Genomic DNA, 11,350 nt, shown 5'->3' on the forward strand with positions numbered 1-11,350 from the left:
CTGGCCCGCGGTGCCGCCCGAGAGCGGGCCCGCGCCGCCGAGGTCGCCGATCTGCCGGCCGCCGTCGGCCGCGCCCTGGAGACCATGCCCGATGCCGAGGCCCTCCCGGGCGTATGGGCCTCCCAGCGTACCGACCCGGGCCTGCTGCTCTCCGGCGTCGTCACCCCCGAGATCCCCTGGGACGAGGCGATGGCCGCGCTCGACGTCCCCGCCCTGCTGCTCACCGGTGACCGGCCCGGCAGCGCCCGCGTGGGCCGCGAGGGCCTGGCCACCGCCGCCCGCAACCCCCGCATCACCCCGGTCCTCATCCCCGGAGCCGGCCACCAGGTGCGCCGCAGTGACCCGGAGACCTTCTACCGCGCCGTCGACCCCTGGCTGGCCGAGGTGCTGCCGGTGGGCTGAGCCCGCGGAACGCCGGCGCCCGAGCCTCGGGAGAGACGGAGAACTCCCGCGGCGCGCAGGGCCGCGTCGTTGGTCAGCTGCGCGCCCGTGGGAGGATGCGGGCATGGCAGCTGTGTCCGAGAAAGCCCGGAAGGCCTCCGTCCCCGTCCCTGGGGAGCGCACGCAGGGGGAGACCATCGCCTACCTCTTAGCGATGCTGACCATCGGCGCGGTGGGGCTCTACCTCATCAAGGACCTCTTCGCCCCGGCCTTTTTCGCCCTCACCCTCGTGGTGACGGTCCGGCCGCTGGTGTCCTGGATGACGCGCCACCACGTGCCCCGGGTGCTGGCGGCGACGACGGCGATCCTGCTCATCTTCACCTTCGTCGTCCTGCTGTTTGCGGCCCTGGCCGTCGCGGTGGCCCAGCTCGTCGACACTCTTCCGCAGTACGCCCCCAAGTTCCAGGCGATCTGGCGTCAGGCCGAGACCCAGCTCAACGGCATGGGGGTCGACCAGTCCACGGTGCTCAAGCAGGTCACCAACGTCCTGGACACCTCCAGGCTCGTCACGGTGGCGCAGACGATTCTGGCGCAGGTGACCTCGGCCAGCGCGATGCTCAGTGTTATGGCGATGGTGGTCGTCTTCCTCATGTTCGACACCGCCAAGATCGAGATCCGCACCGCGGCCCTCAACGTCCTCAAGCCGGGCATGGCCTCCGCCCTCGTCTCCTTCTGTGAGGCGGTGCGCTCCTACTGGATGGTCTCGACGGTGTTCGGCCTCATTGTGGCCGTCATCAACGTGCTGACTCTGTGGTACCTGGATGTGCCGATGGCCATCACCTGGGGCGTGGTCTCCTTCATCACCAACTACATCCCGAACATCGGGTTCGTCCTGGGCGTGGTCCCACCGGCGATCCTGGGGCTGGTGGACTCCGGGCCCTGGACGGCGCTGTGGGTCGTTCTGTCCTACGTGGTGGCGAACTTCGTCATCCAGTCCCTCGTCCAGCCCAAGTTCACCGGGGACGCGGTGGGGCTCAACACGACGACGACGTTCCTGTGCCTGCTGTTCTGGTCCACTGTCATCGGGGCGCTGGGGACGATCCTGGCGGTACCGCTGACCCTGTTCGTCAAGGCCCTCCTCATCGACTCCGACCCGCGCTCGCGCTGGGTGGGGATCTTCCTGTCCGCCGGCGACTCGCCTGTGCGCGACCCCGACGAGCTGGACGAGGACGTGCTCGATGAGCTGGACCTCGACGGTGACGGCGTCGGGGAGGCGGACCCCGACCACGGCCGTTCCGTCGTCGAGCAGGTTACCGAGAAGGCTGAGGCGGCACAGAAGCCTGAGAAGGCCGGGAAGGTTGAGAAGGCGGCCAGGGGCGCCGACGACGTCGATGGATCCATGCCGTCCGGCAGCCATCAACGCTTCCAGGCGGACTGATCGTCTGAGGGTTCGCCGGTCACCTCGGGGAATCGGCGACTGCGCCTTGCCACGAGAACGCAGTCCTGGCGGTAAAAGTAGTCCTCGACCAGGATCAGTGCATCAGGTCGCGGGTCAGGTCTCGTTCCAGGTACGGAGAGCCTCGACGACCGGTGGCAGATTGACTAAGACTGTCTGTCGGACGATGGCGTCGTCGATGAAACCGTAGTCGTGAGCGATGCGGTTACGCATTCCCCGCATCTTCGGCCACTGGCTGCCAAGAAGGTGTGCGCGGATGTCGGGGTCCAATGCTCCGAGTGCTTCCACCCCGGCCGAGAGTCTCATCGCGATCGCATCGATGACGATCTGGTCGGAGAGATCCCTCTCCGAGTGACTGATGGCGATATCAAAATGCTCGAGGGTTTTCCGAGATGATCTCGGTGGCCGTTCTACTGACGGGGCTCATAGCGGGACCGCCTCGGAGATGATTCGCTCGCGCATCGTCGGACGGATATTGGTGTCGGGCACCAGATCGACGTCGGTGTCGAGCACCGATCCCAGCTCCATCTCCAGCCCGGCCAGGTCCATGAGCCCGAGTGGTTGGTCCATGTGGAAGAGCAGGTCGATGTCGGAGCCCTCGTGCTCTCGGCCGGTGGCCACGGAGCCGAAGACACGGACATTCGAGCCGCCGGCAGCCTTGACCGTCTCGATGACCTCGTGGCGCGCGGACCGCAGGCGCCGGGCCAGTGGCGTGGTGCCGTGAAAGCGCAGAAGGCGGGAGACCTCCGGCTGGCTTCGACCGATCTGTCGGGCGATCTCCTTCTGGGACATGCCGTCTCTGGAGGCCTTGCGCACGGCCGTAACCAGCCGCTCCCGCGCCTGGCGGACCGCCTTATCCGTCTCCTGGGCGACGGCTGCCAGGTTCTCGGCCGGATCAGCGACAGACATGATCTCATCATAGCAAGTGCTATATCCGTGTCATCGAGGGTGTCGGAGCCCTCGGGCTCAGCCCTCGGCGCGGCCCTGGCGCCAGTAGCCCATGAAGGCCACGGAGCGCCGGTCGATGCCGCGCTCGCTGACCAGGTGACGGCGCATCGTCCGCACGGCGGCCGCCTCCCCGGCGAGCCACGCGTACAGGGTCGTGCGCTTGAGCGCGTCCCCGCCCTTGGCGTGGCGCGGCACGTCCCACAGCAGCTCACGGTCGACGTCGATCTCCTCGACCTCCTGCGGCACCCCCACCGGGCACAGCTCCTTGGCGGCCCGGCGCACACCCTCGACGAGCAGCTCACCGTGTGCGCGCCCGTTGCGCCCAACCACCCGCACCTCGATCCTGGGATGCACGGGCAGGTAAGGAGCATCCTCGTCACCGGGCATCTCGACGACGGCGACTCCCCGGGCGCTCGACGGCAGGTCCTCCAGGATCCGGGCGATCGCTGGTGCCGCCGTCTCGTCCCCGCCCAGCAGGTAGCGCTCGGTCACCCGCGGTGGCACGAAGTCCACGCCCCCGGCGTCGCCGTCCCACTGCCGGTTCGGTCCCAGCAGGACCGCCTCGGTACCGACCTCGGCCTCAAGGATCCACCGCGCGGCCGGGCCGAGCGGGTCGTGCACCACCATGTCGACATCCACCTCCGCACGCGTTCCGCCCGGACCCTCCGCCTCGTGGCGAACCGTGCGCGTCGTATAGGTGCGGATCGAGCACCGGTGCTCCTCGGGCAGCTTCATCAACCGGCCGTACCAGTCCTCGCCGTCGGGCAGCTGCTCATAACCCGACGCCGGCGCCGGCAGCACCAGCTTGATCCGCTGGTCCCAGCCCGGGTCGGCGTAGTGGACCAGATCGTCCCCGATGAAGGTGAAGCGTCGCATGGACGGCGTCACGTCGCGGATTGCCGCCACCGTGACATGGAAGAAGCGGAACGGGGACGTCGGTGAGGCGGACGGTCTGGCTGGGCTCATCTCGGGACTCCTTCGTGCGTCTGGCGGTGTGGTGTTGGGAAGCGCCTACGAGACCGCTCTGAGGACTGCTTGAGGCGGCTATCAGACGGCACCGGTGGTTGGCGATCGGATGGGGCTGCTCCCGTTCCTCCTCCGGTGCCGTGCGCGTCATGGCGGCCCTTGGGGAGGATGGTGGGCGTGGCGAAGACCGGACCGGAGATGGCCCCGGGGGACAGAGCGAGTATGGCGATGCTAACCGAGGGGAGGCATACCTAACAATGGGTGGGTTGGTGCAGTGCGGCACGCTGACGCCGCGTCATCGTCCGCGGTTCTCGCGGAAGACCGAACGGCCGCTGGTCTCCAAGGCGGGACCGAGGGTGGTGCCGGTTGCTCAGGGCTGGCGGGCCAGGTCCGCGGCGCCCACGAGTCCGGCCTCCTGGCCGCCCTCGGCCAGCACCACCGGGATGGTGGGACGATGGCCGCCCGCGGTGAGGTTGGCGGCGAAGGCCTTGCGCGTGGGGGCCAGCAGGATGTCGCCGGCCTCGGCCAGGCCCCCGGCGATGACGATGACCTCGGGGTCCAGCAGCGCGCACATGTCCGCCAGCCCCACCCCCAGCCAGTGGGTGAGCTGCTCGTAGCACTCCAGGGCGGCCGGGTCCCCCTCGCGGGCGGCCGCGGTGACGGCCTTGCCGGAGATGTGCTCCGGGTCGCCGCCGGAGAGCTCGATGATGCGGGCGGCGTAGGCCGGGCGGAACTGCGCCAGCTCCCAGCCGTTGACCCCCAGGGCCGTGCCGGCGCTGTAACGCTCCAGGCAGCCGCGCAGTCCGCAGCCGCAGGGGCGCCCGCCGGGGACGACGGTGATGTGCCCGATCTCCCCGCCGAAGCCGGCCGCCCCGCGCAGGAGGCGCCCGTCGACGATGATCGCCCCGCCCACGCCGGTGCCGATGGCCACGATCAGGGCGTTGCGCTTGCCGCGGGCCGCTCCGAAGCGGGCCTCGGCCCACCCGAAGGCGTTGGCGTCGTTCTCGACGACGACCGGCAGGCCCACACCCTCGGAGACGACGTCGCCGACGCGCATCCCCGTCCAGTCCAGGTTGGTGCCGTGCGCCATCGTGTTGCGGTCGGAGGACACGAAGCCCGCTGCCCCGATACCCACGGTGGCCGCGTCCGGGAAGTCCTCGCGCAGGCGCCGCACCACCGTGGTGATCGTGTCGATGATCGCCTGGCGGTCGGCGGCGGGCGAGTCACGCCGAATGGTCTGCAGAACCTGTCCGTCGTCGTCGACGACGCCGGCCGCGATCTTCGTCCCGCCGACATCCACGCCAATGCTCAGTGCCATGCCCCTGCTCCTTGTGAAAACGACCGTTGTTGACGTTGCCATCCGCGCCGCCGCTTGCTCAACGACCGATGAGATGAGTAGGGGAAGAATAACGTCCCCGGGCCCGCCGTGGTGACGAGTTCGGGGGACGGGAGGACGAGGTCGTCAGCGCGACGCCGTCGGCGCCGCGGAGGTCGTCGAGGTCGTGGCAGCCTTGGCCTTGGCGGCCTGGCTGTTGATGACGGCCTTCATGTAGTCGGCGTCCTGGAAGCCGCTGATGAAGGTCTCGCCCACGATCATGAACGGGGTGCCCGTGATGCCGATCGAGTGGGCGTGGTTCTTGGCCTCGGTGACGGCACTGACGGTCTCGGCGGCGTTCATGTCGCTGCGGAACTTCTCGATGTCCGCCACCCCGGCCCGCTTGGCGAAGGCGACCAGCGAGTCCTCGGTGTACTCCGGGTGGCCCTGGGGGTCGGCGGCGGCGTAGACGGCGTCGTGGAGCTCCCAGAACCTGCCCTGCTTGGCGGCGGCCCGGCCGGCCTGGGCGGCCAGGGGCGAGGTGGGGCTGATCTGGGCCAGATCGCGCCACTCGATGCGCAAGGTGCCCTGGTCCACCAGGTCGGCGAGCTCGGGCTCGACCTTCTGGGCGAACTGGGTGCAGTAGGGGCAGGCGAAGTCGGAGTAGATGACCATGACGACCGGGGCGTCGACCTTGCCCTTGGCCTGGGCGTCGGCGGGGTCGCGGTGGGTCTCGGCGTGAATGAGCTCCAGGGTCTGCGCGTCGGCCACCGGCGGTGCCGGCGTCGGCTCGGGGACCGCTGTGGCCGAGGCGGAGGTGGCCGCCCGGCCGGCGGCGGCGCCGTTATGGTGCCGGGAGGCGACGTTCTGCAGCAGCAGCGCGGCGAGGACCGCCAGGATGACGGCGATGACCACGAGGACGATCACCGTGGTGCGGTTGCCCCTCGACTGAGCAGGTGTCGGCGTCGGAGAAGGCGGCTGAACACTCATGGCAGGGAGTCTGTCAGAGGAGCGCCTCCCGGCGACACGCCTGATAGGGCTGGTGGGAGCACACTTCGTCACAGCCGTCTCAGAGGTGTCTCAGCGGCGGTCCCAACCTCACGGGCCGCTCACGAGCGGCTCACAGGGCGCTCACGAATGTCACTGGATGTCATCGGCGTCGGGCTGACGTCGTCGCTCACCTCAGGGCGGCACCCGCGAGCAGCCCGAGCCCGACGGTGCCCAGAGTCCCCGCCGTCATGAGGGCGGTGTGCCCGAGGGCCGGTCCCCACCGGCCCGCCAGGAGCAACCGCGCCCCCTCGACGCAGGCCGTGGAGAAGGTCGAGTACCCGCCCAGGAACCCGGTCCCCAGGACGGTCAGCGCCGTGGCGGCCCAGGACCCGGAGTCCGGGGACTCGCCCGCCCAGCCCACGAGCAGGCCCATGAGAAGGCAAGCCGACACGTTGACGACGACGGTGCCCCAGGGCATCCGCGGCGCCTGGGATACGCCGGAACGACGCCGTGTCGAAGCAGCCGCTGAGGCGGCCGCTCTCAGCCGGTTCACGTGGGTGTCGACACTCCAGCGGCAGGCCGCTCCCGCTCCGCCGGCCAGCGCCAGGGGGAGCCAGTCGGCGAGCCACCCCATCAGCCCGGTGGCCCCGGCCCCGCTCATGACGCCTCCCTGAGGGAGGGGCCGCCTTGACGGCCCCGGCGTCCCACCCGGCCGGCCAGCCACAGCCCGAGGCCGGCCGCCACCAGTCCGATCGCCGTCGACCCCAGGAGGTAGGCGGCACCGAGGGCCGGGTGCCCGCCGGCCTCCCCGGAGGCCAGGATCCGGTGGCTCTCCAGGATGAAGGTCGAGTGCGTCGTCAGGGCGCCGAGCACCCCTGTGCCCAGGGCCAGTCGCAGACGGGGGCGCTGCTCGCCGAGCGACCCGAGCAACAGCCCCAGGGCCAGGGCGCCGACGACGTTGATGGCCAGCGTCGTCGTCGGCAGGTGCCCGGGTGCAGCGGGCCAGGATCGCTCGAGGGCCGCGCGCACCAGGGTGCCCGCGCAGCCTCCCACGGCGACCAGGGTGAGCGATCCGGCCACCGACGGGGCCCGTCCGGCTGCTGAAGGGGAGGGCGGGGGTGCTGGCTCAGCTGCTGGAGTGGCAGACGGTGCGGGTACTTCCGTCTCGGGCTCGGAACCGGACACGGACCTGGTTCCGGTCGCGGACTCGGGCTCCGCCTCAGCCATTGCGCTTGGCGATCTGGAAGCCGTTCTTGTTGTAGATGACGCTGTAGCTCGCCCCCTGCTTGGAGTGCTGCTCGCCCCAGGCCGCGGCGTCGGAGACGTTCCACTGGTTGCCACCGCCGTTGCGGTTCATGACGACGTACTCCTTGTCCGGCCCGCTCGTCCCCATCCAGGAGACCTCGGCCCGGGGCACCAGGTAGGCCAGCATCGACAGGTCGGTCACCACTGTGGACCCCTCCGGGATGGTGGCGATGACCTCGCGAGCGGCGGCCACCCGCCGCGCCTCGGGGTCCTCCTTCTTGGTCTGGGCGTTGGGTGTGTTGAAGTTCTGGTTGGTGGCCTCCCACAGGGGCAGGTAGGGACCGGTCAGAACACCGGTGGCCACGACGGTCAGGATGCTCGTCGCGGTGACAGCGCGGTGCCGCAGCGGCACCGTGAGCCAGGTCGGGAAGGCGAGCGGCCGCCGGTACGGGCCCTCGGCGTCGGACTCACCGACGGCGGTACCGGCGCTGCCGGCATCCTCGGCCGGCGACTCGACGACGGCCCGGCCGTCGAGCCCCACCACCCTGACTGGGCGGCCGGCCAGGTAAGCGCCGTGCGCGCGGCGCCGGGCCACGACGTCGAGCAGCGCCCCGATCGCGATGGGCATGAGGGTGACGTTGTAGTGCCAGTTGTCCCACGCCCAGTAGAAGTCCACCGAGCCCAGAAACCGCCATGCCAACGTCGGCAGCACCACGAGCAGCCAGGGCGAGGTCAGCCCGACGACGCCGCTGGTGAGGATCAGCATGACGACGACCTTGACCTTCTGGATCAGGGCGTCGGGGGCGGCGGGCTTGTTCTCCGAGCTCAGTCCGTAGTCCCACACACCGTTGATGTTGAAGGCCGGCAGGAACACCAGGACGGAGAAGAGGAAGGCCGCGACCCCGCCGACGATCATGCCCACGCCCAGGCGCACGCCCCGACGCCGGTTGCGGGCGGCGGCATCGTCGGCCTCGCCGTCGGCTCCGTCGGCACGGGGCCCGCCGACCGTGCAGGTCCGGTAGCAGGTCGGCACCAGCGAGGTGAGGATGACGGCCACCCCGATCATGAGAACCGTCAGCCCCATGTCCTCCTTGACCAGGACCAGGGGCGCCGACCATGCAGTCACCGCCACCCAGCGCCGCTCCACGAAGGCCGCCGAGGCGAAGGCCAGCATCGGCATCGCGAAGGCGATCTCGTGGAACTGCGCAGCCACCGCCCCCTGCATCCCCCAGGACAAAACGTAGACGAGCCCCAGCGCGCCGCCCACCCACTGGTTCGTCAGCCGGCCGGCCAGGCGGGTCAGCGGCCAGGCCGAGACCGCCAGCAGCAGGTCCTGGGTGATGAGCAGGCTCAGGGGGGTGGGGAAGAGCCGCCAGATCGGCCCCAGCGTGATGAGGATCGGGTGGAAGTGGTCGCCCAAAAGGTTGAACCCGTCGCCCTTGACCGGCACGATCGGCGCCTGGAAGTGGGCGTAGGCCTTGGCCAGCTCGGAGAAGATCGCCAGGTCCCAGCTGGGGACCTGTTTCATCGTCTCCCACTGGACGATCGAGTAGTAGATCATCACCCAGGCGCCGATGACGACGACGATCGTGGCCGGGATCGAGTGGCGGATCTGGTCCCTGAGGTTCGCGGCGAGGTTCACGGCGCTGAGCCTACCCGTGTGAATCCGGGATGAACCTGGTGCCGCTAGGCTCGTGGCGTCACCCACGATCAGGAGACGAGATGTCCCAGACGCCGCAGTCCGCCGAATCCAGCCCGGCGGCCGACTCCTCAGCGCCGCATCCGCGGCCTGACCTCGACCAGCTGGTGGAGCACGACGCCGAGCCCCAGCTCCAGCGCCACCTCACCAACCGCCACGTCCAGCTCATCGCCATCGGCGGGGCGATCGGAACCGGACTGTTCATGGGCTCGGGAAAGACGATCTCCCTGGCCGGCCCGGGCGTGTTCGTCGTCTACGCGGTCATCGGCGCCGTCCTCTTCCTGGTCATGCGGGCCCTGGGCGAGGTGCTCCTGTCCAATCTGTCCTACAAGTCCTTCGCCGACGTCGCCCACGACCTCATTGGGCCGTGGGCCGGTTTCTTCGTGGGCTGGACCTACTACGTGTGCTGGCTGGTGACGGCGGTGGCCGAGGTCATCGTCATCACCGGGTACGTGAGGTTCTGGTGGCCGCACCTGCCGCTGTGGATCACGCCGGTGCTCACCGTGGTCCTGCTGTTCAGCCTCAACCTGGCCACCGTCAAGGCCTTCGGGGAGATCGAGTTCTGGTTCTCCATCATCAAGATCGTGGCCATCATGGCGCTCGTCGTCGTCGGGATCCTCATGGTGCTGCGCGGCTTCACGGCGCCCAACGGGGCCCCGGCCCAGCTGTCCAACATCTGGGAGGGCGGCCTGTTCCCCAATGGCCTGAGCGGATTCTTCGGAGCCTTCCAGATCGCCATCTTCGCCTTCGTGGGCACCGAGCTCGTGGGGACCGCCGCCGCTGAGGCCAAAGACCCCGAGGTCACCCTGCCCCGGGCCATCAACGCCATCCCGGTGCGCATCGTCCTGTTCTACCTGGGGGCGCTCGCGGCCATCATGGCCGTCACGCCGTGGCGGGAGATCGACCCCAAGGAGAGCCCCTTCGTGGCCATGTTCGCTCTGGCGGGGCTCGGCGTGGCCGCCAGTGTCGTCAACTTCGTGGTGCTCACGGCCGCGGCGTCGTCGGCCAACTCGGGGGTGTACTCCACCTCCCGGATGCTGTTCGGCCTGTCCTGGGCGGACAACGCGCCCCACCTCTTCCGCAGGCTGACGGCCCGCTCGGTGCCGGGCGTGTCCCTCATCGTCACCTGCGTCAGCCTGCTGACCTCGATCCCGCTGCTCTACACCTCCAAGTCCATCATCGACGCCTTCACGACGGTGACGACCGTGGCCAGCGTCCTGTTCATCCTCGTGTGGTGCGTCATCGTCGTGTGCTACCTGAGGTTCCTGAGCCTGCGGCCCGAGCTGCACGAGGCCAGCACCTTCCGCCTGCCCGGTGAGCGTGCGGCGGCCTGGCTGTGCCTGGCCTTCTTCGTGTTCGTCATCTGGACCCTCACCCAGGCCCACGACACCCGCGTCGCGGTCTTCGCCTCGCCCCTGTGGCTGGTCGCCCTCGGAGTGGCGTGGGTGGTTCACAGCCGTCGGCTCGCCAGGCAGCAGGAGCCTCGGCCGTGAGTGCGTCCGGTGGTGGGCGCAAGGCGGCTTCGACGTCGTCGGCGGACCTGGTGGACCTGCTCGCCCGTGCGGTGGGCGCGGTCCGTGAGGCGGCCGCCTTCGCCCTGGACCCGGGCGAGGAGCTGCGCGTCGAGGCCAAGGCGCACCGCAACGACCTGGTCACCCAGGTCGACCGTGGTGCCGAAGAGCGCATCGTCCGCCGCCTGGAGGCCACCGGCATTCCCATCCACGGCGAGGAGGCGCACCGCGTCGAGGACTTCGAGACCTATCGCGGGCGGGTCTGGGTGCTCGACCCCATCGACGGGACCCTCAACTACGTGTCCACCCACCGGGACTGGGCCATCTCGCTGGCCCTCGTCGACGACGGCGTGCCCGTGGTGGCGGTCGTCGCCGACCCCGTGGCCGGCCGGCTCTACACGGCCGTCCGCGGTCGGGGCGCCCGGGTCGAGCCGCTGACGGAGGGCGCAGCGGGCGCCGTCGGTGCCGCGCCGCGGGTCCTGGAGACGGTGGAGGACCTGCCCCTGAGCGAGGGCATGGTCATCGCCCACTACCAGCTCACGCAGGACGCGGGCATCGGTCGGGCCATCGAGGCCTCGCGGGGCATGCGCTGCTACGGGGCGGCCGCCCTGGAGATGACGGAGGTGGCTGCCGGCGGTGCGGTCGTCTACGCCCAGCCGCGGCTCCAGCCCTGGGACGTCGCGGCCGCCGCGCTTCTGTGCACCGAGACCGGGGTGGTCCTCACCCGGATGGACGGGGCGCCCTTCGACGTGCGCCGCGCCGGGTCGTTGCTCGTGGGCACGCCCGCCGCCCACGCCGAGGTACTGGAGTATCTCAGCCCTGATCGGTGCTAACCTTTG

At 70.1% G+C, this 11,350-nt stretch carries 12 protein-coding genes; 4 read left to right on the top strand and 8 right to left on the bottom strand.

Going from position 1 to position 11,350, the window contains the following annotated elements:
• A partial coding sequence (locus HMPREF9056_RS03225; protein WP_034513605.1) for a hydrolase occupies positions 1-402 on the top strand: 402 nt, incomplete at its 5' end.
• Between the two features lie 103 nt (positions 403-505).
• On the top strand, positions 506-1,819 hold the full coding sequence (locus HMPREF9056_RS03230; protein WP_009402757.1) for an AI-2E family transporter: 1,314 nt from the start codon (positions 506-508) through the stop codon (positions 1,817-1,819).
• Between the two features lie 114 nt (positions 1,820-1,933).
• On the opposite strand, the gene HMPREF9056_RS13405 is transcribed toward HMPREF9056_RS03230, so the two are convergent.
• The 8 genes from HMPREF9056_RS13405 to HMPREF9056_RS03265 form a co-directional block, all read right to left on the bottom strand.
• Positions 1,934-2,203 carry a HepT-like ribonuclease domain-containing protein gene (locus HMPREF9056_RS13405; RefSeq protein WP_087942173.1) on the bottom strand — a complete coding sequence of 90 codons (270 nt, stop codon included), beginning with the start codon at positions 2,201-2,203 and terminating at the stop codon, positions 1,934-1,936.
• A gap of 57 nt (positions 2,204-2,260) precedes the next feature.
• The gene (locus HMPREF9056_RS03235; RefSeq protein WP_009402759.1) at positions 2,261-2,746 is read right to left on the bottom strand and encodes a nucleotidyltransferase domain-containing protein; all 486 of its coding nucleotides are present in this window, start codon (positions 2,744-2,746) and stop codon (positions 2,261-2,263) included.
• Positions 2,747-2,803: 57 nt separating this feature from the next.
• A complete protein-coding gene (locus tag HMPREF9056_RS03240; RefSeq protein ID WP_034513606.1) occupies positions 2,804-3,751 on the bottom strand; it encodes a siderophore-interacting protein in 948 nt (315 codons plus the stop codon).
• Between the two features lie 370 nt (positions 3,752-4,121).
• A complete protein-coding gene (locus HMPREF9056_RS03245; protein ID WP_009402762.1) occupies positions 4,122-5,069 on the bottom strand; it encodes an ROK family glucokinase in 948 nt (315 codons plus the stop codon).
• Positions 5,070-5,213: 144 nt separating this feature from the next.
• Positions 5,214-6,056, bottom strand: coding sequence for a thioredoxin domain-containing protein (locus HMPREF9056_RS03250; protein ID WP_172635233.1), 843 nt, complete (start codon positions 6,054-6,056; stop codon positions 5,214-5,216).
• Between the two features lie 187 nt (positions 6,057-6,243).
• Positions 6,244-6,717: a CrcB family protein gene (locus HMPREF9056_RS03255; protein ID WP_009402764.1), complete on the bottom strand. Its 474-nt coding sequence runs from the start codon at positions 6,715-6,717 to the stop codon at positions 6,244-6,246.
• Positions 6,714-7,136: a CrcB family protein gene (locus tag HMPREF9056_RS03260; RefSeq protein ID WP_009402765.1), complete on the bottom strand. Its 423-nt coding sequence runs from the start codon at positions 7,134-7,136 to the stop codon at positions 6,714-6,716. The genes HMPREF9056_RS03255 and HMPREF9056_RS03260 overlap by 4 nt, the downstream gene beginning before the upstream one ends.
• Positions 7,137-7,275: 139 nt before the next feature.
• Positions 7,276-8,943 carry a DUF2079 domain-containing protein gene (locus HMPREF9056_RS03265; RefSeq protein WP_009402766.1) on the bottom strand — a complete coding sequence of 556 codons (1,668 nt, stop codon included), beginning with the start codon at positions 8,941-8,943 and terminating at the stop codon, positions 7,276-7,278.
• An 80-nt stretch (positions 8,944-9,023) separates the two neighbouring features.
• Between HMPREF9056_RS03265 and HMPREF9056_RS03270 the strand changes: the two genes are divergently transcribed.
• Both HMPREF9056_RS03270 and HMPREF9056_RS03275 read left to right on the top strand, forming a co-directional pair.
• Positions 9,024-10,493 carry an amino acid permease gene (locus tag HMPREF9056_RS03270; protein ID WP_009402767.1) on the top strand — a complete coding sequence of 490 codons (1,470 nt, stop codon included), beginning with the start codon at positions 9,024-9,026 and terminating at the stop codon, positions 10,491-10,493.
• Positions 10,490-11,344 carry an inositol monophosphatase gene (locus tag HMPREF9056_RS03275; protein ID WP_009402768.1) on the top strand — a complete coding sequence of 285 codons (855 nt, stop codon included), beginning with the start codon at positions 10,490-10,492 and terminating at the stop codon, positions 11,342-11,344. Before HMPREF9056_RS03270 ends, HMPREF9056_RS03275 begins: the two co-directional genes overlap by 4 nt.
• Positions 11,345-11,350: the final 6 nt, after the last annotated feature.

Origin of the sequence: Actinomyces sp. oral taxon 170 str. F0386, assembly GCF_000195595.1 — a bacterium.
Lineage (GTDB): Bacteria > Actinomycetota > Actinomycetes > Actinomycetales > Actinomycetaceae > Actinomyces.

What these genes read in the sequence shown, in the direction of transcription:
- HMPREF9056_RS03255 (WP_009402764.1), bottom strand. Translation starts at nt 6,717, where the DNA reads ATGAGCGGGGCCGGGGCCACCGGGCTGATGGGGTGGCTCGCCGACTGG.
- HMPREF9056_RS03250 (WP_172635233.1), bottom strand. Translation starts at nt 6,056, where the DNA reads ATGAGTGTTCAGCCGCCTTCTCCGACGCCGACACCTGCTCAGTCGAGG.
- HMPREF9056_RS03235 (WP_009402759.1), bottom strand. Translation starts at nt 2,746, where the DNA reads ATGTCTGTCGCTGATCCGGCCGAGAACCTGGCAGCCGTCGCCCAGGAG.
- HMPREF9056_RS03230 (WP_009402757.1), top strand. Translation starts at nt 506, where the DNA reads ATGGCAGCTGTGTCCGAGAAAGCCCGGAAGGCCTCCGTCCCCGTCCCT.
- HMPREF9056_RS03270 (WP_009402767.1), top strand. Translation starts at nt 9,024, where the DNA reads ATGTCCCAGACGCCGCAGTCCGCCGAATCCAGCCCGGCGGCCGACTCC.
- HMPREF9056_RS03245 (WP_009402762.1), bottom strand. Translation starts at nt 5,069, where the DNA reads ATGGCACTGAGCATTGGCGTGGATGTCGGCGGGACGAAGATCGCGGCC.
- HMPREF9056_RS03240 (WP_034513606.1), bottom strand. Translation starts at nt 3,751, where the DNA reads ATGAGCCCAGCCAGACCGTCCGCCTCACCGACGTCCCCGTTCCGCTTC.